25 protein-coding genes and 2 pseudogenes are annotated in these 26,872 nt (G+C 50.5%); 15 read left to right on the top strand and 12 right to left on the bottom strand.

Annotated elements, in window-relative coordinates:
* The first annotated feature begins 7 nt into the window (after positions 1 to 7).
* The 4 genes from ACFOE0_RS02540 (at position 8) to ACFOE0_RS02525 (ending at position 6,530) form a co-directional block, all read left to right on the top strand.
* On the top strand, positions 8 to 1,132 hold the full coding sequence (locus ACFOE0_RS02540; protein WP_248937380.1) for a mandelate racemase/muconate lactonizing enzyme family protein: 1,125 nt from the start codon (positions 8 to 10) through the stop codon (positions 1,130 to 1,132).
* A 247-nt stretch (positions 1,133 to 1,379) separates the two neighbouring features.
* On the top strand, positions 1,380 to 2,963 hold the full coding sequence (locus ACFOE0_RS02535) for a BCCT family transporter (protein WP_248937379.1): 1,584 nt from the start codon (positions 1,380 to 1,382) through the stop codon (positions 2,961 to 2,963).
* A gap of 805 nt (positions 2,964 to 3,768) precedes the next feature.
* Complete coding sequence (locus ACFOE0_RS02530; protein ID WP_248937378.1) at positions 3,769 to 5,370, top strand: BCCT family transporter; 1,602 nt, start codon at positions 3,769 to 3,771, stop codon at positions 5,368 to 5,370.
* A gap of 5 nt (positions 5,371 to 5,375) precedes the next feature.
* Positions 5,376 to 6,530, top strand: coding sequence for a mandelate racemase/muconate lactonizing enzyme family protein (locus tag ACFOE0_RS02525; RefSeq protein WP_248937377.1), 1,155 nt, complete (start codon positions 5,376 to 5,378; stop codon positions 6,528 to 6,530).
* Positions 6,531 to 6,612: 82 nt separating this feature from the next.
* Here ACFOE0_RS02525 and ACFOE0_RS02520 read toward each other — a convergent pair whose 3' ends face one another.
* Positions 6,613 to 7,302, bottom strand: a complete 690-nt coding sequence (locus ACFOE0_RS02520; protein WP_248937376.1) for a DUF6882 domain-containing protein — start codon at positions 7,300 to 7,302, stop codon at positions 6,613 to 6,615.
* Positions 7,303 to 7,507: 205 nt separating this feature from the next.
* On the opposite strand from ACFOE0_RS02520, the gene ACFOE0_RS02515 reads away from it, so the two are divergent.
* A complete protein-coding gene (locus ACFOE0_RS02515; RefSeq protein WP_248937375.1) occupies positions 7,508 to 7,939 on the top strand; it encodes a hypothetical protein in 432 nt (143 codons plus the stop codon).
* Positions 7,940 to 8,280: 341 nt separating this feature from the next.
* Here ACFOE0_RS02515 and ACFOE0_RS02510 read toward each other — a convergent pair whose 3' ends face one another.
* Positions 8,281 to 9,207, bottom strand: a complete 927-nt coding sequence (locus tag ACFOE0_RS02510) for a DUF368 domain-containing protein (protein WP_248937373.1) — start codon at positions 9,205 to 9,207, stop codon at positions 8,281 to 8,283.
* 202 nt (positions 9,208 to 9,409) lie between these two features.
* Between ACFOE0_RS02510 and ACFOE0_RS02505 the strand changes: the two genes are divergently transcribed.
* Positions 9,410 to 9,880: a hotdog fold domain-containing protein gene (locus ACFOE0_RS02505; RefSeq protein ID WP_248937372.1), complete on the top strand. Its 471-nt coding sequence runs from the start codon at positions 9,410 to 9,412 to the stop codon at positions 9,878 to 9,880.
* Between the two features lie 65 nt (positions 9,881 to 9,945).
* A complete protein-coding gene (locus tag ACFOE0_RS02500) occupies positions 9,946 to 10,485 on the top strand; it encodes a YdcF family protein (protein ID WP_248937371.1) in 540 nt (179 codons plus the stop codon).
* A gap of 17 nt (positions 10,486 to 10,502) precedes the next feature.
* Here the strand turns inward: ACFOE0_RS02500 and ACFOE0_RS02495 are convergent, their stop codons facing one another.
* The 4 genes from ACFOE0_RS02495 to ACFOE0_RS02480 all read right to left on the bottom strand — a co-directional run bounded on the left by ACFOE0_RS02495 (position 10,503) and on the right by ACFOE0_RS02480 (position 13,589).
* Positions 10,503 to 11,036, bottom strand: a complete 534-nt coding sequence (locus ACFOE0_RS02495; protein WP_248937370.1) for an acyloxyacyl hydrolase — start codon at positions 11,034 to 11,036, stop codon at positions 10,503 to 10,505.
* 209 nt (positions 11,037 to 11,245) lie between these two features.
* On the bottom strand, positions 11,246 to 11,707 hold the full coding sequence (locus ACFOE0_RS02490) for a hypothetical protein (protein ID WP_248937412.1): 462 nt from the start codon (positions 11,705 to 11,707) through the stop codon (positions 11,246 to 11,248).
* Positions 11,708 to 11,990: 283 nt separating this feature from the next.
* Entirely contained in the window at positions 11,991 to 12,899 is a 909-nt protein-coding gene (locus ACFOE0_RS02485) for an aldo/keto reductase (protein ID WP_248937369.1), read from the bottom strand.
* 117 nt (positions 12,900 to 13,016) lie between these two features.
* Positions 13,017 to 13,589 (bottom strand): phosphopyruvate hydratase, encoded by a 573-nt coding sequence (locus ACFOE0_RS02480; protein WP_248937368.1) that lies wholly within the window; start codon positions 13,587 to 13,589, stop codon positions 13,017 to 13,019.
* A 501-nt stretch (positions 13,590 to 14,090) separates the two neighbouring features.
* Here ACFOE0_RS02480 and ACFOE0_RS02475 point away from each other — a divergent pair.
* From ACFOE0_RS02475 to ACFOE0_RS02460, 4 genes are all read left to right on the top strand, one after another.
* Complete coding sequence (locus tag ACFOE0_RS02475) at positions 14,091 to 14,609, top strand: hypothetical protein (RefSeq protein ID WP_248937367.1); 519 nt, start codon at positions 14,091 to 14,093, stop codon at positions 14,607 to 14,609.
* 301 nt (positions 14,610 to 14,910) lie between these two features.
* Complete coding sequence (locus ACFOE0_RS02470; RefSeq protein ID WP_248937366.1) at positions 14,911 to 15,420, top strand: hypothetical protein; 510 nt, start codon at positions 14,911 to 14,913, stop codon at positions 15,418 to 15,420.
* A gap of 100 nt (positions 15,421 to 15,520) precedes the next feature.
* The gene (locus tag ACFOE0_RS02465; protein WP_248937365.1) at positions 15,521 to 16,096 is read left to right on the top strand and encodes a DUF1294 domain-containing protein; all 576 of its coding nucleotides are present in this window, start codon (positions 15,521 to 15,523) and stop codon (positions 16,094 to 16,096) included.
* A 67-nt stretch (positions 16,097 to 16,163) separates the two neighbouring features.
* Positions 16,164 to 16,637 (top strand): FKBP-type peptidyl-prolyl cis-trans isomerase, encoded by a 474-nt coding sequence (locus ACFOE0_RS02460; RefSeq protein ID WP_248937364.1) that lies wholly within the window; start codon positions 16,164 to 16,166, stop codon positions 16,635 to 16,637.
* 63 nt (positions 16,638 to 16,700) lie between these two features.
* On the opposite strand, the gene ACFOE0_RS02455 is transcribed toward ACFOE0_RS02460, so the two are convergent.
* From ACFOE0_RS02455 to ACFOE0_RS02445, 3 genes are all read right to left on the bottom strand, one after another.
* On the bottom strand, positions 16,701 to 17,918 hold the full coding sequence (locus ACFOE0_RS02455; RefSeq protein WP_248937363.1) for a M24 family metallopeptidase: 1,218 nt from the start codon (positions 17,916 to 17,918) through the stop codon (positions 16,701 to 16,703).
* Between the two features lie 207 nt (positions 17,919 to 18,125).
* The gene (locus ACFOE0_RS02450) at positions 18,126 to 18,308 is read right to left on the bottom strand and encodes a hypothetical protein (protein WP_248937362.1); all 183 of its coding nucleotides are present in this window, start codon (positions 18,306 to 18,308) and stop codon (positions 18,126 to 18,128) included.
* Between the two features lie 40 nt (positions 18,309 to 18,348).
* The gene (locus ACFOE0_RS02445; protein WP_248937361.1) at positions 18,349 to 19,527 is read right to left on the bottom strand and encodes an MFS transporter; all 1,179 of its coding nucleotides are present in this window, start codon (positions 19,525 to 19,527) and stop codon (positions 18,349 to 18,351) included.
* A 192-nt stretch (positions 19,528 to 19,719) separates the two neighbouring features.
* On the opposite strand from ACFOE0_RS02445, the pseudogene ACFOE0_RS02440 reads away from it, so the two are divergent.
* The 3 genes and pseudogenes from ACFOE0_RS02440 to ACFOE0_RS02430 all read left to right on the top strand — a co-directional run.
* A pseudogene (locus tag ACFOE0_RS02440) lies at positions 19,720 to 20,151 on the top strand (aminopeptidase P family N-terminal domain-containing protein); the annotation flags it as partial.
* Positions 20,152 to 20,157: 6 nt separating this feature from the next.
* Positions 20,158 to 20,661 (top strand): annotated as a pseudogene (locus ACFOE0_RS02435) (aminopeptidase P family N-terminal domain-containing protein); the annotation flags it as partial.
* Positions 20,662 to 20,682: 21 nt separating this feature from the next.
* On the top strand, positions 20,683 to 21,540 hold the full coding sequence (locus tag ACFOE0_RS02430; RefSeq protein ID WP_380711336.1) for a M24B family metallopeptidase: 858 nt from the start codon (positions 20,683 to 20,685) through the stop codon (positions 21,538 to 21,540).
* 61 nt (positions 21,541 to 21,601) lie between these two features.
* Here the strand turns inward: ACFOE0_RS02430 and ACFOE0_RS02425 are convergent, their stop codons facing one another.
* From ACFOE0_RS02425 to rihA, 3 genes are all read right to left on the bottom strand, one after another.
* Positions 21,602 to 22,006: a hypothetical protein gene (locus tag ACFOE0_RS02425; protein ID WP_248937359.1), complete on the bottom strand. Its 405-nt coding sequence runs from the start codon at positions 22,004 to 22,006 to the stop codon at positions 21,602 to 21,604.
* Between the two features lie 75 nt (positions 22,007 to 22,081).
* Entirely contained in the window at positions 22,082 to 22,987 is a 906-nt protein-coding gene (locus ACFOE0_RS02420; RefSeq protein WP_248937358.1) for a hypothetical protein, read from the bottom strand.
* A 191-nt stretch (positions 22,988 to 23,178) separates the two neighbouring features.
* Complete coding sequence (gene rihA, locus ACFOE0_RS02415) at positions 23,179 to 24,126, bottom strand: pyrimidine-specific ribonucleoside hydrolase RihA (protein ID WP_248937411.1); 948 nt, start codon at positions 24,124 to 24,126, stop codon at positions 23,179 to 23,181.
* A gap of 229 nt (positions 24,127 to 24,355) precedes the next feature.
* Here rihA and ACFOE0_RS02410 point away from each other — a divergent pair, with 229 nt between their 5' ends.
* Complete coding sequence (locus tag ACFOE0_RS02410) at positions 24,356 to 26,758, top strand: Lon protease family protein (protein WP_248937357.1); 2,403 nt, start codon at positions 24,356 to 24,358, stop codon at positions 26,756 to 26,758.
* The last annotated feature ends 114 nt before the right edge of the window (positions 26,759 to 26,872 follow it).

Below are 26,872 nucleotides of genomic sequence, written 5' to 3'. Positions count from 1 at the left end.
AAAGAAAATGTCTGATTTGAAAATTGCACGCGTTGAACTTTATGCAGTAGCTGACCGTCTGGCAGCGCCGATCCCATGGGCGGACAACCAGGAGCCACTGCTGTACACCAACAACATCGTACGTTTGATCTGTAACGACGGTACCGAAGGTGCCGGTGCAACCATCAGCTACACCGAAAACGATTTTGACCGCTGCATTATTGAATCTCAGCGCACTATCGTGCCAGGCCTGCTGGGTAAGAACCCACTGGCAACTCAGGAACTGTACGACTGGCTGATGGCTCGTTGTACCTGGGGCGGTCTGCCAGCCAAGTCGCCAATCGATATCGCTGCATGGGATATCAAGGGTAAGAAAGCCGGTATGCCTCTGTACATGCTGCTGGGCGGCGCGCGCAGCAAGATGCTGTCTTACGCTTCTACTCCTATGTTCGACACAGTGGAAGAGTACTTCCCCTACATCGACGACTGCATTGAGCACGGTTTCACTGCCATTAAACTGCACTGCTACTGCGTATACGACAAAGACGTTGCACTGGTTGATGCGGTTCAGGCTCGCTACGGTAAAACCGGCATCCGCTTTATGCTGGATACTGCGACCTTCTACACCCCAGAGCAGGCAATGAAAATGGCCAAGCGTCTGGAAAGCTACGACTGGGAATGGTTGGAAGCACCGGTTTCTGACTACGACTACAACACTTACAAACGTCTGACTGCCAAGACTGACCTGGAAATCTCCAGCCACGGTAACTGTCTGCTGACGCTGCAGGAAGTGACTTACGCTCTGTCTCAGGGCATGTGGTCCGACGTACGTCAGGATGCCACTGTATGTGGAGGTATTACTCCACTGAACAAGTGCTTCCACATTGCTGAAGGCTTCTCCAAGAACCTGGAAATCCAGGCAATGGGTTACACCCTGACTCAGGCTGCTAACCTGCATGTGGCACTGGCTCACAACAACTGCAAGTACTTCGAGCAGTTCTACCCATACGAAGACTTCGAACTGGGTGCTATCAACACGATTCGCACTGACAAGGAAGGTTTTGTCCACGCACCTACCGGAAACGGTCTGGGTATTGAAATGGACTGGGACAAAGTGAAGGAAATGTCTGTCGCCTCTTACGTATTTGAATAAAAGCAAATACTCAAGATATCGGCAGTGACCTGAGAACCACTGCCTTTATCTGATGACGACAAACACGCCGACATGGCTGTCGGCAAAAAAATTGATATGAAGACAGCAACAGACTGATCTCTGCCTACGCGCCTCCTCAGGGGTTCCGGAAGTCAACGAGCCGGAACCTCTGCAGGAAGGTCGCAGTGACCCGGCCTGATTGACTGCTTCATATCCTTCTGATGATAAGAAAGAAGTAGCCATCACAATGAAACTAAACACATCCGGCATTGACCTGAAACTCACCCTGGGCAGTTTCAGCCTGGTTCTGCTGTTGGGCATCCTCGCAGTATTTTTCCCGGCCGAAGTCAAAAGCACCATGGGCACTATGCTCGACTTCACCGTAATCAACCTTGGCACCGGCTTCCTGTGGTACATCGTATTTGCCACGGTTGCTTTGTTGTATCTGGCATTCTCCAAATACGGTGATATCCGTATGGGTGACTGCAAACCAAAGTTCACCAAATTCCAGCTGTTCGCCATGGCACTGTCTGCCGGTATGGGCGCCAGCACCATGTACTGGGGTTTCATCGAAGCAGTTTACTACTTCATGGATCCACAGTTCGGTATTGACGATAAGCACATGGCCATGGAATACGCGACTGCGTACAACATGTTCCACTGGGGTGCTGCAGGTTGGTTCTCTTACCTGATCGTAGCCGTGCCTTTCGCAGTGGTGTTCTACCTCAAGCGCAGCAAGTCTCTGAGCCTGTCTGGCGTGGTAAACAGCCTGTGTAACGATGCTCTGCCTGTATGGGCCCAGAAAGCTATCGACCTGCTGTTCATCATTACCACTCTGGCTGCCACTGCCCTGACTCTGGGTCTGGGTATTCCAATGATCTCTTCCAACATCGCCAGCCTGACCGGTATTCCGGATACCCTGATGCTGGGTGTAGGCGTGATCCTAGGTCTGGCCGTGATCTTCTCCCTGAGCTCTTACATAGGTATTGAAAAAGGGATGGCAGCTCTGTCCAGCGCCACCATCTATATCTGTGCCGGTTTCATTGGTCTGATCTTTATCATCGGTCCATCTGCTCTGATGATTAACAACCTGTCCAACGGTATCGGTATCATGCTGAGCGACTACATCCGTATGAGCACCAGCACTGACCCATTCGGTTCTACCCTGTTCCCTCAGTACTGGACAGTATTCTTCCTGGCTAACTGGATCTCTTACTCTCCAGGTATCGGCGTATTCATCACCAAGATTGCTCAGGGCCAGAAACTGCGCGACCTGATCCTGGTACTGGTTATCGGTGGTACTCTGGGCTCAGCCGTTATCTTCGGTATCTGCGGTACCTTCACCATGGATCTGGTTAACAACGGTGTGGTTGATGGCGTTAAGCTGATTAACGAAGGTAAGCCAGCGGCTCTGGTGGCAGAAGTATTCGGTTCGACCTCTATCCCGATGATCCTGACTGCTATCTACCTGATCACCATGATCCTGTTCACTGTAACGACGCTGGATGGTACTTCTTATTCTCTGGCGGGTATCGCAACCAAACAGCTGGATGACGAAGCAAACGTATCACCTATGTTCCGTCTGTTCTGGTGTATGCTGCTGACTGCACTGCCAATCATCTTCCTGGTGATTGAAGCTGACCTGAACATTATGAAGTCGTTCCCTGTGCTGATTGTGACCCTGATTATCCCAATCTTCTTCGTCGCCGCAGTGAAGACCCTGCAGTACCTGAAGAACAACTACAACAGCATCATGGCTCACCAAAATGAGCAGGACAAAATCCTCGGTATTGCTGACGAGCAGTCCGTCGATAACGCCGCCAAAGCCTGATAACGTTTTGCGCTAACAAACGAAAATCAGATTGACGGTGACAGTTACCGCCCTATGGCGTAATTGATTTCACACCCCCGTAAAGCAGATACCTTCTCAGAGGTGTCTGCTTTTTTTGTTTAAACATTGATTGATTTCACACGCTATACCAAATCACCAAACTGACCACTTCTCAGAGAGGTCAGTTTTTTCGCACTGGAATGAATTGATTTTAAAAGCTAAACCCACAATCCAATGGGCCGTTTCTCTGCCCATACGGACACTCAACTGGGCGCAGTGATTCAAAGCCAACTCCGGTCACCCAGGCTGCGTACCTGATGCTTATAAAGCCCTGTCAGAACCAGATCTATCCCCAACAGCAGACAGCCAAATATAAGCCATACCTGAGATGCCACAGACCAGTGTGACCGAGATCACAAAAGAGGTGTTTTTAATGCAAAAATACACGGTGACAGACGCCCCAAAAACACCAATACCACGACATGCATCACCATCAAGCATACTGCTTCCCCTGGTTTCAGGCATCGACAAGCAACTAGGTAACCAATTGTTTTGTATTAATTTAATTTCACAACAACTAACATTAATTCAAGCGCACAATGCTGTGCATCACATTTTTGCCGGTGCAAATTGCGAATTCCTTAAATACCGATATATTAGCCACCACTCGACTGATATATCAGATGAATATCAGCCTTGAATGTAACCATATAAAAAACAACTAAATAAGCATTACATTAAGCAATGCGAGCAATATTCGCGTTGGGCAGCAGGAAGCACACCCGACAGCGGGGATTCAATAAAAATGAAATTCAATAATCTCGACCACAAGCTGTTCTGGCCCGCCATCAGCTTTACCTTCCTGGCGCTGGCCATGGCTGTGTTCTTCCCGGAAGGTTCAAAAGACGTCGCCCACGCGGGTATGAAATGGATCACCAATGATCTGGGCTGGTTCCTGCAATTGGCAGGTTTCGGCGCTTTGGTATTCCTGCTGTGGATCGCCCTGAGCCGCTTCGGCAGCATCAAGCTTGGTGCTGACGACGACCAGCCTGAGTTCTCCTACTCTTCCTACGCCTTTATGATCTTTACCGCTGGTGTGGGTGCAGCCCTGATTTTCTGGGCCGTAGGCGAGCCTATGTACTATATGCAAAGCCCGCCAATGTTTGCCGAAGCTGGCAGCCCTGAAGCCTCCCAGTGGTTGATCACCTATACCCTGTTCCACTGGGGTCCTATCGGTTGGGCAATTTTCTGTTTGCCTGCTGTACCCTACGCTTACTACCTGCACAAAAAGAAAAAGCGTAACCTGCGTCTGTCCAATCTGCTGGAAGATGTAATTGGCAAGAAGAATGCTAACGGCCCGGTTGGCTATGCGATCAACATTATCGCTATCTTCGGCACCCTGGGCGCCTTCTCCACCTCTATGGGTCTGGCGGTTGACCTGATTGGTTCAGGCATTGAGAAAGTAACTGGTCTGCCAAACGATATCTGGCTGCAGGTTGGCCTGATTGTGCTGTTTATCGTGTTCTATGCCGTGGTCATGCTGGCCGGTATGAAGAAGGGTGTTGCCAAACTGGCTGATTGGTGTGTGTATGCCGCCTTTGCTCTGGGTATCTTTATCCTGCTGGTAGGCCCAACTGCCTTTATCTTCTCTTATTTCTTCGACAGCCTGGGCGTGATGCTGAACGACTTTATCCGTATCAGCTTCTGGTCTGATCCAGTGGAAAAATCCGGCTTCCCACAAGCCTGGACCATGTACTACTGGGCCTGGTACTTCGCTTACCTGGTGATGATGGGTATCTTCCTGGCGCGTATCTCCAAAGGCCGCACCATTAAAGAACTGGTACTAACCACCATCTTCTTCGGCTCTGCCGGTTGTGCCTTCTTTATCGCGATTTTCGGTTCTTACTCAGTACACAGCGAATTGTTCGGCGTACTGCCGGTGCTGGAGTGGATGAACGAAGCCGGTGTATCCATGGCGGTAATCGAAGTGATCAACGCACTGCCATTTGGCGCAGGCATCCTGATTATCTTCCTGGTGGTTGAGTTCTTCCTGATGTCCACCACCATGACCTCTGCGGCGGTTTCTATCTCTATGATGACCACCAAAGAGCTGGACGCCGACGCCGATCCGGACGTGTCTGTCCGTATGATTTGGGCTATGGGTATTGGCGCTGTGTCTATGGCCGCCTTCTTCATGGGTGGCAGCATCGACACCATCAAGTCCATGTGTATCATCGTTGGCCTGCCAATGATCATGCTGAACATCCTGATGGTAGTTTGTCTGATGAAGTGGATCCGTCAGGATCACCCTGAGCTGATGAAAAATGCTGTTGTAGCACCTGCTGCTAAAGCGACGCCAGAATCGGCTCAAGCTGTAAATAACTCCGCTGTTGCATCTGAGGTTTAATAAGCATGCGCGCAAATATTGCTTCCGTTGAATTCATCCCGGTTGAAGTGGCTGCCACTAACTGGAGTGAAAACACCTGTATCGTTAAGGTAACTGACGAGAATGGTCTTTATGGTCTGGGTGAGGCCGACGGTCCACCAGAGGTGATGAAGGCCTTCGCCGAAATTGAGAATGAGCACAAGTGGCTGAACAACATCACTGAAGCTGTGATTGGTCATGACCCTCTTGAGTTCCGTGCCAACTACCAGCGTATGTACGATACCACCAAGTGGATCGGTATGCGTGGTCTGGGTATGTTCGCTATCTCAGGTATCGATATGGCCCTGTACGATCTGGCTGGGAAGCAATTGGGCGTGCCAGCTTACAAGCTGATGGGCGGTAAGCAGAAGAAGGCACTGACGCCGTACTTCACTCTGTATCCTTCGCTGCCGGCCGGTGCGACCCTGGCCCAGATTGTTGAAGCCTACAAGCCGCTGATCGCCAAAGCCAAAGAGAACGGCGCCAAGGCCATCAAGGTGTGCATCATCCCGGATGACAATGTCACCGATAAAGAGGTCGTGGCTTACCTGCGTGAGCTGCGCGAGATCATCGGCTGGGACATGGACATGATGGTTGACTGTCTGTATCGCTGGACCGACTGGCAGAAGGCTCGCTGGACTTTCCGTCAGCTGGAAGATATCGACCTGTACTTTATCGAAGCCTGTTTGCAGCATGACGATCTGGAAGGTCACCGCAGACTGGCGGAAAGCATCAACACCCGTCTGTGTGGCGCAGAAATGTCCACCACCCGCTTTGAAGCTCAGGAGTGGCTGCAGAAAACCGGTATCAGCGTGGTCCAGTCTGACTACAACCGTTGTGGCGGTATCACTGAACTTATCCGCATCATGGATATCTGTGAGCACCACAATGCCCAGTTGATGCCACATAACTGGAAAACAGGCATCACAGCTGCTGCGGCCCGTCATCTTGGTATCTGTCTGGGGATTTCTGAGTACGTTGAATACCTGCACCCGGATTTCTGGAACGGTACCCTGACTCAGAACCTGACCTTGAATGAACCACCAATTATCGATGGCATCATTGAAGTCAGCGACAAGCCAGGCCTGGGAATCGAACTGAATATTGAGTTTGTTGAGAAGGCTACCGGCCGCAAGTTCTAACCTCAAGCATCATGAACGAAACGGGCACCCAAGGGTGCCTGTTTTTATTACCACTAAAGTCATCCATATCGGCGCTCAGGTGTCACACCCAGAACTTCCACCAGGGAGTCGTGGGAGATTGGACGTCATCTGAACTTTGAATCTTCTGTAGCCGTTCCTGACCATCAAAGATTAGCGCCAACGCGACGTCATCTTTCACGGCATTGATACGGTCACCCAGCTTACTGAGTGCATAGCCCTGACTTTCCAGAAAAGGCAGCACCATCTCTTTATGGCCGAAGGGATAGTCCTGGATGGCTTCCCCTATCACCATCATAATGCGCTCCTCTGACGCCATTTCCATATCCGCTGGCAACCCCCGCAACAACAAGTACAGTGCACCATGTTCGTGAGTGGCGACAAAGTAGCAAAGATCGCCAGTCATGGATGCGCTGACCATAGCAATATGGTGGGGTTTAACGTACTCAAGGGAGAATCTGGGCGTTGTCATGTACTCCATACCATGCTCTTCACCTGCGATTCTAATCGCCTCGGCTTTGGTCATGTCAGCCTGATTCAACCCCAGGCTGCTGTTAGCCCAACTCCATACCCAGGTATTGCTTTGAAATGATTCACTGCCCAGTACATCAAAGTCAAAACTAGCGCCATTGGCAAATGACAACTTGCCCTGTTCCAGGTTGATGCGCCAGGCACTGTTTTCAGTAAAATCCTGCAGCGCATACTGATTGGCCAACATCCGGCATACATTAAACTTTAAAATTGACTCGAACATTCCCATCCCCCATTTGCTCACTGTTGCAGCAAGCTACGGAACCCAAGATGAATGTAAGCTGAAAGGGTTCGCAAGGATGGGATGAAGCAATCACACCTCATAGAGAAGGGCTACTCATTACGAGTAAATTAACCCAAAAGCTGGATTGTCGCGGTAGCAAGGAATCAACACTATGGGTGGTCGATACAGCACAAGGATCAATCTCATGCTCAAACAATGGATATTGGCGGCTGGCACGCTTTTACTGCTGACCGCCTGCAGCGATCCCGTCAGTGACCAGATTGAGTCATGGCTGAAAGCCAGACCCGAATTCACCCAGTACGGTTACAAAATCAAAGGGGTTGATGGCCGCGAAGGCTTCTACTACGCTGCAATTCAGCTCAGTCCGGAAGAAGTCGCCTCCTACAAAACCCTCTATGCCCTGGCTATAGCCTCCAATGATTATTGGACTCACAGTCAGGCACTTGAAGCCAATATCAGCAAAAACGTCAAACACCTGTGCCCGCCCAAAGCAGCTGACAGCCCTGAGGGGAAAGCTTTCTGGCAGCAGATGGGAGAGATTAGCTTCTTTAATATCCATCCATCGCTTCCCGACCAATTCCCCGATTTCGGCGGAGCTGAGTGCACCAGAGAGTAGCTTCGCTTAATTGATAAAAAACAAAGACGCCCTTTTGCTTACGCAAAAGGGCGTCTCAATAACCTGGGATACTAGGGTCTGTTGACCTTTGGAGATGGTTTTTGCAGCTCTTTGTCGTTGTTTTATACAAAGCAACGCGATTGACGTGTAGTTGTTCTACATAAATGAGCGTTAATGCAGTAGAAAGCGACGACAAACGCTGCCCGAAGGGCTCGGCTATACGCGCTTTACTCTTTGTTGCAAGGTATTTGCTTAGGCCCACTAGGCGGCACACCTTGCGTCGCGATTAAAGCGCGTCTATCTCGAGCAAAATTCAACCATGAAAGGTCAACAGACCCTAATTACTCGGCGGCTTTCAGCTTATCGCCAAAATACTCCAGCGCCACCACAATACCTATACCGGCGAGCAAACACACAACCGCCAGCGCCAGTTGAGAAGGCTGCCCCATCACATGCTCGTAGTTCCATGGCAGCAGGTTCTGCTCAGCCAGCGGAACCTGTTCACCTTTGGAGTTAGTGCGCCAGGTCAGTACCTCTTTCCAGGGCCAAATCTTACCCAGAGTACCCAACATTAATCCGGTCAGGAATACCAGGGTCGCATCATGGAAGTTACGCAGCAGGGCCGACAACACATGGCTGAATGTCAGCAGGCCGATAATGGCACCCACGGCAAAGGTGGCAATAATGGTCATATCAAACGCCTTTACCGCACCAATCACAGGACCGTACAGGCCAAGCAGCAACAGAATAAAGCTGCCGGAAATCCCCGGCAGGATCATGGCGCAAATGGCAATGGCACCACCAAACAGGATATTCAGCAGTGATGGTTCAACCGATACCGGATTCAGAATGGTAATCACATAAGCCACTGCCACACCGGCGACAAACCACCCCAGACGACCAAGGGTGAATCCCTTAACCTGCTTGAGCATATGCACCACAGAGATAAGGATCAGGCCAAAGAAGAAGGACCATACGGGGATTGGATGGTGCTCCAGCAGATAAGTGATCAGCTTGGCCAGACTCACAATACTGGTCAGGATACCGGCGAACAGACACACCAGAAACGGGCCATTGATATGCATGAAGGCGGCTTTGATGCCCTCTTTACGAATCACACCCCAAAGGCTTGGATTGATACGGCGAATGCTGTCCAGCAAGGTATCCAGAATGCCGGTAATAAAGGCAATGGTGCCACCGGATACACCGGGAACCACATCTGCCGCCCCCATAGCCAGGCCCTTAAAATAAGTAAGCAGGTACTTCACAGTTAGTCCTTATAAAAATATCTGTGCTTATGCGCAGGCGGATTATACCCAGCTGATGTCGAAGAAACATCTAAGCCTTGGTTTATTGATAAATCAGGCATCCCCTTGCGTTGATGAAAAAATCACTGATAGACTCATCCGACCAGATCATTTTTATAACACTGGCACTCCGACTGTCAGTACCAGCCAAAAGGACGCCGGCATGACCAAGAAGAATAAAACCCTCGCCCTTTACCATAAGCTGCAACGATGGCCCATGGGCAACAAGCTGTTTTCACTGGCCATTTGCCGTATGGCTCCCTATTTTGGCAGTGTCAGTCCGCTGATCACCGACCTGCGCCCCAACCGCTGTGAATGCATCATTAAGAAACGTCGCAAGGTAGAAAACCACATCCGAACCATGCATGTCATTGCCATCTGTAACGGACTGGAAATCGCCATGGGTGCTATGGCCGAAGCATCAATTCCCGCCCATCTGCGCTGGATCCCCAAAGGTATGACTCTGGACTACACAGCCAAGGCAGGCAGCGATATCCGTTGTGTCGCAGAAGTCTCCCCTGAAGCCTGGCAGCCTGGAGATATGGATGTGGCTGTCACCGCCTATGACAGCAATGATGTGGTTGTGGTGAAAGGCAGTATCAAATTGTGGATCTCTGAGAAGAAGCCTAAATAACGCCACCAGCAGCGTTACACTGTAACCGGTAAAACAGCTAAACTGGCCTGCATATCAATCGCTTAATGCAGGCCTTTATTTTGCAAACCCTGATTATCCAACTGGGCGCCCCCAACAATGTCGATGGCAGCCTGCCAGCAATTGCCAACTCCCGCTGCCACGCCACCTTCAGCACCTGGCAGCAATATGCTGACGCTCATATTCTGTGTACCGGTGGCTTTGGTAGCCATTTCAATCAGACAGATAACCCCCATTGGCACTGGTCGCAAATAGAGTTACAGCGTTTGGGTGTACCACGGAGAGCTTTACTGCCAGGCATAGACAGCCGTTTCACCTTTGAAGATGCCAGCCTGACACTCAGTTGGTTGTCCACTCAAGAGAGATTTACGTCGGATAACACCCAACTGCTGATTGTCACATCTGACTTCCACCAGCCCAGAGTTCAACTGATCTTCGATGCTCTGTTTAACGGTTGGCACAAGCATTACATTTCAGCGCCAACACCTGTGCCGGAAACTGAATACCAGAGACTGCATACGCATGAACTCAGCGTGATGAACAGGGAGCGGGACAATATCGCCCGCTATTTTCAGCAGGGCACCTGATGCTGCCTGACTCAGGTTTATCTGAAACGATAGGCGTAGGACAGGGCGACAAAGTCCAGTCCCGGATTAGGACTGTCCAGTCCGGCATTCGAATAATGAAAGTACCTCAGTGTGACACTGTGCTCATCCCGCGACCCAAACCTTGTCAGCACGCCAAACCTATCCTCAAACTGATAGTGAGTGCTGACATCCTTGCCCGCAAATGTGGTGTCATCCAGGAGTGCAACACCTATCCCCAACTCAGCCAGTACCTCCTGCTCGCCAAGGGTAAACAGTGGGTATTGAATGACAGGGGAGAGACTCAGCACCAGATTTGAGTCGTAACGGTTATTGGCACCGAACTCCCAGAAGTTGGCGCTGGTTTCAAAGTAGAGGTGCAAATGCTCAGACAGGCGTGATAACCAATCGGTGTGATATTGGGCAGCCAGCTTAACGCCCTGAACATCTCCTTCTCCCTGAATGTAATCAAGCGACACGCCTAACCCAGTAGCCTTCAGCGGAAAAGACAGGATAAAAACAAACACCAAAACAATGACTTTTACGGGTTTCATTTCAGCTACCTCCCAAATCATGGAAACGGCAAACCAGCGACCAGCAACATCAGAGTGCAGATCTGCTTACCTTCCCGGGAGAGCGAAGCCTACGCTTCAAAACAACATTAGAAAATTAGATTAAATTGGAGGTATTGTTCGAGTTATCCGAATGAAAACGTTATTTCAATCACTTACCTAATCCCGATGAGAACCAGGTAAAGCTTGTATCAAAGGCTCTTCAGTGACTTAGTCTGATTAGCAATGGTTTTTTGCGCCTGACGGCAGGCATCTTTATTCACTGTCATAACACTCACCAGACGTTCACCCTCTGAGTCTATCGTCAGACTGCACTGAGCACCACGCTGCCATTTGACTGCCGCATAGTCGGCAATCACTTGTCTCTGCTTACCTTCCGGGTAAACGTAGTCCAGAGTCAAGGCGCCAGACTCTGGCACTGTCACCCGGTAAAAGGTATCCATATGTGTCCCATATCCGGTCCACACCAGAAACAGGGGAAACAGCGCCGAGATAAAAGCTGCCTTGGGTACCGAAGCTGTACGTCCCCTTTTATTATTGATAACACGCCCGGCAATATAGGTGACAACAAAAGCCGTAACCGCCAGCCATACCATCAGCTTAAACTTGCCAATGGATATGCCCGGTTCCAACAACAGAATTTCCGTTTCCATCAATCTTCCTTTTCGAGGGTCTGTTGACCTTTGAAGATGGTTTTTGCAGCACTTTGTCGTTGTTTTATACAAAGCAACGCGATTGCGGTGTAGTTGTTCTACATAAATGAGCGTTAATGCAGTAGAAAGCGACGACAAACGCTGCCCGAAGGGCTCGGCTATACGCGCTTTACTCTTTGTTGCAAGGTACTTGCTTAGGCTCCTAGGCGGCACACCTTGCGTCGCGATTAAAGCGTGCCTATCTCGAGCAAAATTCAACCATTAAAGGTCTACAGACCCTAGGCTAAGGCACACCATGTCCTTTGGCGGCAATCCACACTCTGTACCACTGCTCGCGGCTCATATGCAATTGCAACGCCCCAACAGCTTCTTTCACTCTGGCAATATTGCCACTCCCCAGTATTGGTCTGGGTCGGGATGGCAGCATACGGATCCAGGCAAATACCACCTGCTCGACGGAATCAGCATTTAACTCCTCAGCAATGGCCTGCAACTCGGCTCTCAGACGGTTTGCCTTGTCGCTGTTGTCCGTCAGTAATCGTCCACCAGCCAAACAGGACCAGGCCATAGGACGTACTCTGAGTTGCTGACACAAATCCAAAGTACCATCTTCTGTCACGGCGAAATTAAAGGGATTAATCTCAACCTGATTAGTCGCCAACGGCTCATCCAGCCGCGACTGCAGCAAAGAGAATTGAGAAGAGGTAAAGTTCGACACACCAAAATGACGCACCTTTCCTGCACTTTTCAGCAAGCTGAAGGCCCCGGCGATCTCATCGGCATCCATCAGAAAATCAGGTCGGTGGATAAGCAGCAGATCAATCCGCTCCAATCCCATGCGGGTAAGAGAGTCATCAACAGATTTAAGAATATGATCGCGCCCAGAGTCATAGTGATTAACCTGACATCCGGGGCCATTTTCAGACACCAGCTTAATGCCACACTTGGTAATAATCTGCAGCTGTTGCCTTATGGAGGGCTTGAGTTTCAGAGCCTCCCCCAACAAGGTCTCGCTGGTGTAACCACCATAAATATCAGCCTGGTCGATAGAACTGATCCCCAACTCCAGGTGCTGCTCAATAAAGGTGAGTCGCTGCTGTGGCGTCATTTGCCATTGTGCTAAACGCCAGTATCCCTGAATAAACTCCGACAGAGCTAATGGCTCATCTCCGACTGACTTATCCTGCTCCATGCTTCTTCCCTGTAGTCGTTAGTGAACGGCAGTCTATCGGGGCACGAGCTGGGATTCAACCAACAAAAAAGCACCTGGGTTCAGGTGCTTTTTGGGTGCGAACATTGACAGCTCACATTAAGCCGGCTGCTGCTCGTCCGGTTTAACCACTACCGGGATCTGCTGTTCTTCAGTTTTATCAAACAACAACTTAAAGGTCATGATGCCAATAACCAGTGCCTTGATGATCATCATCTGGGTATTACCATAGTAGGCCGCCATCCCGACAAAGCCTGACATCAACATCAACATGCGATAATTGCGCAGAGTCGTCATATAGAGTGCCAGCAGTATGATACCCAGATCGGCAAACTGCAGCGCTACCGTCAGGGTCGGTTGAGCCAGAAAGTTGGTTACCGCGACCCAGGAGATATAACCAATCCCAGCAGCCATCACAGCGCCCAAAGCCATTATCACGTTTTTGGATACTGAAGTGAAATCCTTGGCATAGCGATAGGTATTCAATGATGCGACCGACAGGTTAAGGATAACCTTGGGCCACCATCCCATCAGAAAAGACCAAAGTACATCGTTGGCCGCAGAGCCAAAGGCGGCATAGCGGGTGAATTTCATCGAGTTGAAGATGGTCAGGGAAATATAAAAAGCGACTGAAGTCCAGCCGAGGATTTCAGTGAATAGTTCGAGCGTCATTCAGAGGTCTCTTGCTTGTTGACAGCGCAGGGAATGTGTTTCGCCTTGCTTTGTAATTATCGATTCCGGCGGCTGAAAAAGTGCCCAAGGTAAACAAATTGTTTCCAGAAAGTTCAACTACTTAACCAACCGTCCGCAACACAATCCTTCGCGTCAGCCGGATAATAAGGCGAGTTTGGCTGGCTTTTCAATCACTGTTATCAACGAATAGACAGAGTGCACAAGATTTACTCTTGGAGGCCTGCAACAGCTATAGGGTGTAACCGTTTCATTCCGGATAATACCGATAACTCGTTAACAACTGACTTATTTCACCATAACCACAAGATTCCACGCCAAAACCCGGAAAATACAACCACAAACAGAACAACCCAACACAAAAAAAACAACCAACAACACAACTCACCAGCACTCAGAATTTAGTTAAGCGCCAGCTAATTTGCATAAAACAAACAAAATCAACACAATTAAAACAAACCAAAAACAACAACTCAGAGAAGAATGATGATAAAAACCCTGCTTCCCCTTGCTGCACTGATCTCGCTGACAGCCTGTCAGTCAACGACAGAAACCACACAACACTGGCAACTGACTCAGGGAGAGCTTGCCTATGCAGGTCAGACTATTGATTGGAGCTCTGACTCACTGCATAGCTGCAACGACTGCAGCATAGAAACTGACAACGGAGTGCATCCATCTGGCCCAACAGTCAGCCACAAGTTACTGCAAGGCGATGAATTACGCGCAGTAAAAGTTGAGCAGTTTAAAAACTGGGTGACAGTTCCTCATCAGCAAGCCCCAGTCAAACTCCACCTCTCCCATAACAAGGATGGCAGTCTGATGTTGCATAAGCCGAACGGCGAAATGCAGCACCTGAATCTACACCAATCCAACAAGCTGGAGTTGGATGGTCAGGAGTTTGCGCTCTGGCTGGATGGATACAACCCTGCCAGCCGCAACTGGCGTTATGACAATGAGCATGACGCTCCCGCCATCAAATACACATTGCTGGCTCTGTAACCTGTTGCCCGCCTATGGCGGACAGTTCAATGACGAAAAACCGGCTCCGGCCGGTTTTTCTCATTCCACTTCGGCAAAACAAAAATTTAATCAAATTGTCGAAACCTTGGCCAAACCTGATTCGACAACATTCCCTGTCACAGCAGATGAAAAAATCAGCATGAGATAGCAAAAAGCACTCTCTCCACCGACAGTTCAGAAAAACATAACCGATTGATTTAAAACTAGCTAATTTGCAAAAGCTGCTGCAAGACAACACTATTTTCAATGCGTTATTTTTTTGATTTTTCAGGGATTGATTATGATTAAAGTACCGATGTCCTATTTCCCGTTAATGCTGTCCTTGGCTCTGCCAACCTCTGTTATGGCATCGACTGAGTGGCAGCTTATTAAAGGCCAACTCAATTTCCAGCAGCAAACTATCAACTGGGAAAGCGAGACAACACTTTGTGATAACTGTGATATCCGTTCTTCCTCCGAATATACGACGGGCTCGCTTGAGGCGCGTCATCTCTATCAGGACAATCAACTAAAAGCGATTAAACTGGATGGTGCCTGCGATAACGCCACCTTCCCAACTACTGAGGGTCCTCGTCACTTCGCTCTCTCCTACAACCGGGATGGCAGCTTGATGCTGGTTCCGCAAGTTGGCCCTGTACAACACATAAAACCTCATCAAGCCAACACCATTACCCTGAGCGGCCAGCGCTATTCGTTTTGGCTTGATGGATATAATCCCGCCAGCCGTAACTGGCAATATGATGACGCCCATGATGCCCCCAGACTAAGCTATACCTTGCTACTTCATTGACCTGTCAGAGCCGGCGTTTGCCGGCTTTTTTTCTACAATATTTGCAGTCTTCCAAGTATTTCAGTAGCTTGCTGTATCGCTGTAATCATTGGGGCAAAGTTTGAGCACAAGACACAAGGGCAAAATCATCGAATGGCAGGATGAAAGGGGCTTTGGTTTCGCCGAGAATAACAAAGGCAGCAAGGTCTTTGTCCATATCAAACAGTTCAGCAGCAAACGACGCCGCCCCCGCATTGGCGACACCATCAGTTTTGAACAGGTGCCAGATCAGAGAGGTAAGCCAAGTGCTATCAGGATCAACCTCCATGGCGGCTGGATTTCGTTCAGCGTACTTTTCGCCATTACATTTCTTACAACCTTAGCCGGTGCAACTGTGCTCAGGTACCTGCCGGACTGGGTGGTCGGGCTCTACCTGTTGATGAGCCTGTTTACTTTCATCAGCTATGCCAGAGACAAGTCTGCTGCAAAGCTGGGACACTGGCGACTGAGTGAAATGAGCCTGCAACTTCAGGCATTGATAGGCGGCTGGCCCGGCGCACTCATTGCCCGCCATTGGCTGAGACACAAAAGCAGCAAAACCTCGTTCTCGGTCGTGCTTTATCTGATGGCTCTGATAAATGTCTGTGGGTTAGTGGGATTGGTTTATTGGCAATCAATCCACTCCAGCTGGAACTGAATCTGCTTTACCCTGTCATATACCCTCAGTAACATAAATACCAATTCAATTTCAGGGAAATAGAGATATGCGTATCTTGCTCGCCGTGGTGGTTATCGCCTGTGTGATTTTTTACTTCTTCACCACAATGAACAACCACAAAGAGGCTCAGGCCAATATGGCCGCCGGTCAGGCATTTTTGAATGACAATCAGGCCCGCGAGGGGGTAAAAGTCACACCGTCAGGCCTGCAATATGAATTCCTGCACAAGGGTGATGGCAGCGTTCACCCCAAAGCCACAGACACGGTAAAAGTGCACTATCACGGTACTCTGATTGACGGCAGCGTATTCGACTCTTCGGTAGAACGTGGCGAGCCAATATCTTTCCCGCTGAACCGGGTTATCAAAGGTTGGACTGAGGGTCTGCAACTGATGACTGTCGGCGACAAAGTACGTTTCTTTATTCCGGCAGAGTTGGGCTATGGAAATCGTGGCGCCGGAAAAATCCCAGGTGGCTCAGTATTGATTTTTGATGTGGAATTGCTGGGTATTAACGAATAACGGCCAAGTTCAATAAACGAAAGCCCGGCAATGCCGGGCTTTTTTTATCTCAATTGATATCAATCACGCCTGATAACCAAATGGGTCATCAATCGAGTGTGCAGGCTCAGTAAACCAAACAGGTCCATTGGCAGACATGTAAAAGTGGTCTTCCAGTCGAATACCAAACTCGCCGGGAATACAAAGCATAGGTTCATTGGAGAAGCACATCCCCACCTGCAGCGGCGTTTTATCGCTGCGCACCAGATAGGGTCCCTCATGAATGTCCAGACCAATGCCATGGCCGGTTCTGTGCGGCAGGCCGGGCAATCCGTAATCTTGCATCATCCCAGCCGCTTCCAGCGTATTACGGGCTGCGATATCTACATTGCCACAGGGCTCACCCAACCTGGCTGCAGCAAAGGCCGACACCTGACCTGCTTTCTCCAGTTCCCAGATCTCCCGCTGACGTTCGGTAGCATCACCAAACACATAGGTACGGGTGATATCTGACTTATAACCAAATAACTCACAGCCGGTGTCTATCAATACAATTTCACCCGCTTCCAGCGCTTTGGGGGTTTTCACGCCATGAGGATACTGGGAATCCTCACCAAAAAGCACAATGCAGAAGTAGTTGCCAGCCGGTGCCCCCACCTTGATGTGTGCCTTTTCGATAAAGGCTTCCACGTTGGCAACTGTAATACCTGGATGCAGGATGCGGGCAACAGCCTTATGAACTTCCAGCGTCATATCCATGGCACGCTTGATAATGGCAATCTCAGCCTCTGACTTACAGGCGCGGCAGGCCTGAGTCACGCTTTGAGCAGATTGCAACTGCATGTTCGGGTTGGCCAGGCGAACTCCTTCACACAGGAAGAACGCGGCGGATTCATCAATGGCCAGCTTACCTGAGTTGATACCCATACGGGTAATCACGGTATTGACCAACTCATATGGACACTCATCTTCATGCCAGGTGTTCACCTCTCCCTGAACATTCATAAAGCCCTGGATGGTGCCCATCTCAAAGTGAGGAGCAATATACTCAATCTTGCCCCTGGCAGGCAAAATTGCCCCCACCATACGCTCTGAGGCGTACCAACGCAGACCGGTAAAATAATAGAGGTTAGAACCGGCATTCAGATACAGCGCCTCAATCCCCTGCTCCTGCATCAGTCTCTGTGCTTTTTCCAGCCTTGCACTCAACTCAGCTTGTGAAATTGGCTCAATACCACCAGTCATATCTGACAGTTTAGCCAGTTCGATTTCAGGGGTTGAACCCCCAACGCCCAGGGTCATAAGGTCACCTTTGTCTTTTCGTTATTCGGAAGTCGGCACAAACCTGGCCAACAGATAATCAGGATAAAATATACAATTTAAAAACCAATGCCCAGTTAACCGACCAAAAAATTGCCCAATAATGTTGGAAACTGCACGGCACAACAGGGAGATAAATCCTGAATGGATTGTTTTTAAAAAGAAATGTAAGCCAGAGAAAAAGAAAAACTATTTACGCTTTCCAAGCCGTACATAGTCTACCAGCATGCCAAGAAACACCCCGGTTACCAACCACAAGGCCATAAAGTAAAACAGGTCGCCAAACATAAACCCCAGCCCGGCACCTATGGCCAGGCCTATGACAGCGCCTATTCCCACGCCATTACCGACTCTGTGTTTTTTATCAGTCATAAGCTGCTCCGGTAACAAGTGTTACTTCAGCATACGCCTGTCATGCCTGAGATACAGCCCTTTGACGCCACTGCCAGCTGGCAATGACTATCAGTAGCATGCCAATAAAGGGCAAGGTACTGAGCAACAAGGTCTGCCAGCCAAAGCTATGCAGTAGCCAGCCCGCGCTTAAGGACGCCACCGCCTGAGCGCTGAACACAAAGCTGTCGTTGAAAGCCTGAACCCGAAACTTCTCCACTGGGCGGTAGCAGTTAGGCAGCAGCGCTGTGGCTCCCACAAACAGGAAGTTCCAGCCAATACCCAGAAGCACCAGAGCACTCCAGTAATTCAGCAGGTCACTGCCGGACAGCGCCATAACCACAGTCGCCAGGTAAGCTACCAGCCCGGCGAGCATCATAGGGACAATGCCCAGTCTGGCAATTAACCAGCCGGAAAACAGAGATGGCAGGTACATGGCGATGATATGACTTTGTATCACCCATTTGGTATCAGCCAGTGAATGACTGCCATGGTGGTGCATATGCAAAGGCGTGGCCGTCATAATCAGGCTCATCAGGGCATAGCCAAGCATACCGCCCAGAATAGCCACCCATATCATGGGAGATGAGAGAATCTCAGGCAGAGGCCTGCCAGCCTCATGGGAAGAGGACTCATCCTGCAGAGATTCAGGCTCCCGGTAGAACAGCAAGACAACAAACGACGCCAGACAGATCAGGCTCAGCATCATAAATGCGCCGGCAAACCGGGTTGTCAGCAAAGACTCGCCAAACACTGCCAGTTCAGGTCCGATAATGGCAGCGGCCAAACCGCCCAATAACACCCGTGATGCCGCCTTGGCAGCTTGAGTGACAGGTACCGCCTCCATCGCGGCAAACCGGTACTGAAGAACAATGGAGGCCGCGCCCCCAAGCATGATTCCAGAGAAACAAAACAGCCAGAAGTGAGAAGCCTGAATCGCCGCCATGGCCAGCAAGCCTGAACCTGCCCCCCAGAGCGAACCTAAAAGAAACACCACGCGACGACCATAACGGCGCATCAGTCTGGATGCCGGGATCACAGTCAGTGCCACTCCCACCACGGTCAGCGCCAATGGCAGGGTTGCCAGTTCCGGAGTCGGACTGAGCTGAGCGCCAACAATGCCACCCAACAACACCATTATCGGCGTTGCGCTCATGGCCAATGCCTGAGCCAGGGTCAGTAACCAAACCGTTTTGTTCATTATGCCGCGTGACTCCGTGTCTCCCCGTAACGTGCAGGCATTGTTTCACGAATGTAAATAAAGGAAAACCAGACACCTGTAACAGAATATACTGTCCCCTCGCAGCGAAATTCACTGGCCCGCGGGCCGACTTGCACCCGCTTCCTCCCCCCTGCCATAATCCCTGCACAATAAGATATCAACGTTCGCCAAATGCCTGACGAACGAATGAGTAAAGGAATCCGTATGTCAGAAGTTATTGCCACCCGTCTGAATGCTGTTCGCAACGAGATGGCCAAAGAGGAGCTGCAGGCGTTTATTATCCCACGCGCTGATGAATATCTGGGTGAATATGTCCCCGTTCACAATGAGCGTTTGCACTGGATAAGTAACTTCACCGGCAGCGCCGGGGCTGTGATAGTTATGGCAGACAAAGCGGCAATTTTTACCGATGGCCGCTATACGGTGCAGGTTCGTCAACAGGTTGATGGCAAACTGTTTGATTACGAAAGCCTGACCGATACACCACAGGCTGACTATCTCGCCGGAACACTTCCTGCAGGCAGCAAAGTAGGCGTGGACGCAAGGCTGCACACTCTGGCCTGGTATGAGGCCACTCAAAAGCGCCTGGCCAAGGCAGATATCGAACTGGTGGCTGTGGCACAAAACCCTGTCGATCTGCACTGGCAAAATCGCCCACTCCCTGAATGCGATGATGTACTGCTGATCAGTGACCAGCTCACGGGTGCTGCCAGCCTTGATAAACGCAAACAGATTGGTGAACTGATTGCCAAAGAGAGCGCAGATGTTGCCCTGATAGCTGCGCTGGACTCTATTGCCTGGCTGCTCAATATCCGTGGTCGCGCTGTGCCACGCTTGCCTGTAGTGATGGGCACAGGCCTGCTTTGGGCCAATGGTGATATGCGTTTCTTTACCGACATCAGCAAGCTGCCATCAGAGATTCAAAGCCATGTGGGCCCAGGCGTAAGTTTTGCGGAAGAGTCAGAATTGCCTGCCGCCCTTAAGGCGCTGGAAGGACAAAGACTGCTGGCCGACGCCAACAGTGCCAACGCAGCGTCTCAGCTTATTGCCCGCGATGCCGGAGCCAGACTGGTAGAGGGGATGGACCCGGTTGCTTTGCCCAAAGCGGCCAAGAACCCGGTTGAACTTGCCGGTATGCGTGCCTGTCATGTTCGCGATGGCGCTGCCGTCAGCCGTTTCCTGGCCTGGCTCGATAAGGAAGTTGCCGCGGACAAACTGTATGATGAAGCCCTATTGGCGGACAAGCTGGAAAGCTTCCGCCTGGTGGATAAACAGTATGTTGAGCCAAGCTTCGACACCATCTCCGCCGCAGGCAGCAACGCCGCCATGTGCCACTACAACCATATGAATGGCACACCGGCGCAACTGACAATGAACAGCCTGTATCTGGTTGACTCCGGCGCACAGTATTTCGACGGCACCACTGATGTAACCCGGACGATTGCCATTGGCGAAGTAACTGATGAACACAGAACCATGGTAACTCTGGTATTGAAGGGGCATATTGCGCTGGATACCGCCCGCTTCCCCAAAGGCACCACAGGACAGCAGTTGGATGCGTTTGCCCGTATGCATCTGTGGCAGCATGGCTTTGATTATGACCATGGCACAGGTCATGGTGTGGGTCACTTCCTGAGCGTACACGAAGGTCCGCAGCGTATCGGTAAAAACGCAAATGGCGTCGCACTGCAGCCTGGTATGGTGCTGTCAAATGAGCCCGGATACTACAAGGCTGATGGATTCGGAATCCGTATCGAGAACCTGGTTGAAGTTCGCCGCTGTGATGCGCTGAAAGATGCCGAGCGGGAGATGTTTGAGTTTACGCCCATGACGCTGATCCCTATCGACCTGCGCCTGCTGGATAAGTCATTAATGACCCAGGCAGAAATCAGCTGGCTCAACAGCTATCACACCCGCGTGTTCAGAGCTATCTCGCCACTGCTGAGCGGTGATGAACTGGATTGGCTGACCAAAGCCACCCAGGCAATCTGACAGTAGCCGAAAAAAAAGATGCCGCAGAGTTCTGCGGCATTTTTATATTATTCTAAAGCACTTACGCCTGCGGCAACTTGCTCTCAATAAAATCGAATTCACCACTGTGCACATAGACCAAACGGCATTCACTGGCATATAACACGCTGTGGATACGTCCTTTACGAATATATGCCGTTTCCCCCTGATGAAACACTTCAATCGGGCCATCTTTCAGCAATTTGCCGTCCTGTTCCAGATAGAACTGCACATGCATTTCACCCTGACTCATCACAGTCATATCATCGCCCGGGTGGCAGTGAGGAGGTTCAGTACTGCCCGCCTCCCAGCCCTCAAGCATCAGCTCAACACCGTCGGGATCGGCAGGTAAAGTACCGCGCATGGTAAACCCTGTCGGAAAGTCTTCACCGGATTTCAGATGCTGCCAAACCTCACTGGTTTGAATATCAAGGTTTTGTGGCTTCATGGAGCCTCCTGATAAAGAAGATTTTCCTCATCATAAGCTCCTCTTCCTTGCCGTAATAAAACAGCGACGGTGAATTTATCTTAATGGCGCACCAGCACGAGCCAGATAATCAGCAAACAGAGTATCCATTTGTTGCCAACTGTCAGCGCCCAGCTTTTGCATTAACACTCTGGAGGGATTAACACCGGCTGCAGCACTCTTGTATATCTGTCTTATCCCTTCATACCCAAGTTGATCCAAAATCAACTCTCTTATCCAGGCGCTCTGGGTGTAATAGTCTCCCGGCAAATCTGACTCTTCCGGTTCGTCCTTCACAATAACCATTGGCCCGCTGCCATCTTCTGAATCTCCCTGTCCAGCAGAATTCCGCATTGCTTCAAGCTGAGCCTTTATGGTGGCAAATGCCGGGTGCTCCATGGTCAGGTAGTCAGCCATGGGAATTGGTGTAAAAGGCTGATCCAACCGGCTCGCTTCTGGTTCACACATCACAGCCAGAGTTTCATCCAGCCAGTCTACCACCGCCGGATGACCATAGCTCAATCCAACATCTGTCTGACTGCCCAGCCCCATAGCTTTCCAACCTTCAATAGCCATGATGTGGCATGCCTCATGTCTGACTATAGTGGCCGTTCTGTGCTCATCACCATCAAACATCTCTTCGGTAAGAGTTAAGTTTGCGGTCCCGGGTAATTCAGAGCTAAGGGCAATCAGCGCTTCATTATTCAGCACCTTAAGAGTATTAAAATCCGGCGGAGTCACCACCTGACGACTGAACTTGGCTCTCGCCTCAATCAATAGCTGCAAAGTATTCTCCGGCGCAGCTACACCATCGCTCCACAGAACGATCCCCGGGGCCGAATCAACCCGGGTTAGCACCGGCTCAGATGTGCTGCTGGCACCAAGAGGGTGCGGAGGGCTAATATCTGAAGATGCACAGCCCGTTAATATCGCGGAAATGACTATTGTTGTTATGACTTTCATTGGTTGCTCCTTATTTAAAGAAGCTTAGTTACATCAAGCTATGTGCCAACAATTGGTGGCAATAAAAACAAACAGATAGCTAATATCAGAGTTGATAAGTTTCCCAAATGGGAAAGGCTGTTTGACCATATAAGCAGAAACCTGAGACACAAAAAAGCCACCCTCAGGTGGCATTCTTTGATGGTAGTGGCTTACCAGGCCTCAAGGCTCTCTGCCAGCAGATCAACGAATCGCTCCCGCTGCAGGTCAAACAACACATGAGTGTTGGCAGGCTTGCCGGTCAGGTGATAACGATCCACAACCGTCATTCCAACTGTCATCTCGCTCTGGGTTTCAATGGCAACATAACAATCCTGACCAGTGAACAGCTCTGGCTTCAGCAGCCAGGCAATAGTGCAAGGATCGTGCAGTGGTGCGCCATCAAAGCCCCATTTGGGATCTCTGTGATAAATCACAAAGAACTCCAGCAGATCGGCAACACACTGGGCAACAGGGTTATCAATAGCGCGCATACGCGCTACGTCTTCATCCATAATCTGAGCGTTATGGGTGACATCCAGACCGCACATGGTCAAAGGGATCCCTGAGCGGAATACAATATCTGCCGCTTCCGGGTCGACAAAAATATTGAACTCAGCTGCCGGGGTCCAGTTACCGACACCTGCAGCGCCCCCCATCAATACGATGCGCTCGATACGAGGTTTCAGGTGAGGATAGGCCAGCAGAAAGGTGGCAATATTGGTTAAAGGGCCTGTGGGCACCAAAGTCACTGGGTGTTCGCTGGCCTGAATTTGCTGCGCCATCAGCTCCCAGGCGGTGAGCTCGACGGCTGCAAAGGCGGGCTCTGGTAGCTCAGGGCCATCTAACCCACTCTCCCCGTGAACATTGTCAGCAATAATCAGCTCACGTTTAAGCGGGTTGGCGGCGCCCCCGGCCACAGGGATATCTGTGCGTCCCAACAGGGTAAGAATACGCAGGGCATTGCGCAGGGTTTTATCCGGCGTTTGATTACCGGCACTGGTGGTCACAGCCAGCACATCCAGTTGCGGGTTTGCCAGAGCCATGATCATGGCGATTGCGTCATCATGGCCAGGATCACAATCAAGAATAATGGGACGAGGGGTAACAGTTGATGTCATATCAGTCATCGGTTTTCTCCTTATTATCCGCTCAGCATAATCCCCTGCGCTTCACCTGTCTGTGATCCCTCTACGGAACGTACACACAGCAGGAGTTAAGGCCTTAACACTTTATCCTGATTTAGTGTTTTTACTGGCGAAAAAATCACCTTATGAGCCCATAGTCTTTGCTATCTGTGATTTCGTATCTTATTGTCGTAAATAAGAATCCACCAAAAAAGGATCTGATATGGCGATAACGACTCTCAGCAGCAAGCAAGTGTACCGCGCCACGCAGTTGCAAACTCCCCACTGTGATTGTCAGACCACTGACGACCTGGTGCCACTGGATGACATTATTGGCCAACAAAGGGCCAGACAGGCGGTGGAGTTTGCCATGTCCATCAAGGACAAGGGCTACAACATTTACGCCATAGGCGAGAACGGCCTGGGCAAGCGCACTATGATGCTGCGTTACCTCAATACTCACCCCGCCAACGACAAGCAACGCCAGGACTGGTGTTATGTCGCCAACTTCGATGACAGCCGCCAGCCCAAGGTACTTAGCCTGCCTGCTGGCAGTGCGTCCGGCTTTAAGAAATCCATAGAAAACCTGATGAAAAAGCTGGCCAAAGCCCTGCCGATGGCCTTCGATAACGAGATGTACTACAGCCGGGCTGAAAAGCGCAAAGCCCAGTTGGCCGGTCGTCAGGAAGAGGTGTTGGGTGAACTGGCGGAGGATGCCAAAAGCAAGCAGATCAGTCTTTCCATCAGCAGCAATGGAGACTACCAACTGGTCGCCCTTAATGGCGAAGAACCCCACAGTGAAGAGACATATGATGCCCTCTCCCCCGAAGAGCAGCTTCAGTTTGAGACCGACATCAAAGGGTTGGAAACCAAGCTGCGGCGCATTGTTCGGGATATGACTGAGTGGGAAGAGGAGTTTTCTGATCAGCAACAGGCCCATGATGAGCAGGTAGCCAAAGATGTCCTCAAACACTATATGCAGCCGCTGAAGCGCCAGTATAAATCTTTGCCCGAAGTGCAGGGCTATCTGAAAGAGATGCAGAAGGACATTCTCGATAATCTGGATATCTTTCTGGAGCAAACCGAAGAGCAGTTGGCCTTCTCTTACGCTTCATTGGATAAAAAGCTGCCCCGTCGCTATCAGGTTAATGTACTGGTGAGCGGAGAAGATGACGGCTTCCCCATCGTGGTCGAGGAAAACCCCAACTACCACAGCCTGTTCGGTTATGTGGAAAACGCGACCTACAAGGGCACTGTATTTACTGACTTCTCGTTAATCCGAGCCGGTAGCCTGCATAAGGCCAATGGTGGCGTATTAATGATGGATGCGCAGAAAGTACTGGAGCGCCCCTATGTATGGGATGGTCTTAAGCGCTCTCTTCGCTCCCGCCAACTGGATTTAAGCTCGCTGGAGCGGGAAGTCTCGCTTTCAGGTGCTATCTCACTGTCACCGGAACCTGTGCCACTTGATGTCAAAATAGTGCTGTTTGGAGACAGACACACATACCAGTTGCTGCAGCAGTACGATCCCGACTTTGCAGAACTGTTTAAGGTCACCGCCGACTTCGAAAATGTGATGGCTCGAACTCAGGAGTCCGAAGCCCAGTTCGCCCGCTTTATCGCCTCAATCGTGCAGGACAACAAGATGCTGCCCTGTGAGCGGGATGCCATGGAGCGGATCATTGAGTTCAGTGCCCGTCAGGCGGATAACCAGAACAAGCTGTCACTCTATTCTGCTGATGTTGCCAACCTGCTGCGTGAAACCAATTACTATGCCGGTGGAGACAATGCAGAGAGCATAGCCAGACAGCATGTGGAGAAGGCGCTGGAAGCCCAGCAAACCCGGGTATCCAGGCTACAGGACAATCTGTTGGAGTCCTTTACCAACGGCACTACATTGATTGATGTGGTGGGTGAGAAAGTGGGGCAAATCAACGCCCTGTCAGTACTTGCCACCACAGATCACCAGTTCGGCCTGCCCAATCGCATCACCGCCAGCACAGCTTACGGTGAGGGCGAGGTACTGGATATTGAGCACAAGGTTCGCCTGGGTGGCCAAATCCACTCCAAGGGCGTATATATCCTGACCGCCTTCCTGGCTGCGCGACTGGGTAAGAGTGCCAAAATCCCACTGACCATGTATCTCACCTTTGAGCAGTCCTATGGTGGTGTCGATGGCGACAGTGCCTCAATGGCCGAATGCTGTACAATTTTGTCGGCTATTTCCGGCGTACCATTGAAACAGGACATCGCCATTACAGGTTCAATGAACCAGTTTGGCGAGGCTCAGCCAATCGGCGGAGTGAATGAGAAGATTGAAGGCTTCTTTGATGTTTGCTCTATCAAGGGGCGGGATCCCGGCCAGGGCGTGATTATCCCCGAGTCCAACCGTCAAAACCTGATGCTGCGTAAAGACATAGTGGAAGCCATTGAAAAGGGTGAGTTCCATATCTGGACGGTTAATCATGTCACCGAAGCTGCCAGCATTCTTACCGGCACCCCGGTTGAGGGCGACACCTGTATGTTCAGCCGTGCCGAAAGACAGCTGACCGAATACCGCAAGCAGCAGGAAGCACTGACAGACAATCCAAGCGATAATGGTCATCAGGCGTTCAAAGCCAGCTAATCTCTTGCGAACCCAAACCTGAAAAATGCCTCCCACCGGAGGCATTTTTATTTACTTAACCCACACTATGTTCTTCTAATCATTTGAGCACACTCAGAATAACTGCAAACACAC

It is taken from the genome of Shewanella submarina (assembly GCF_042646185.1).
In the GTDB taxonomy this organism is placed as follows: Bacteria; Pseudomonadota; Gammaproteobacteria; order Enterobacterales; family Shewanellaceae; genus Shewanella; species Shewanella corallii.
Note: the sequence above shows the minus strand (reverse complement) of the source record. Positions and strands in the feature narration are given on the sequence as shown.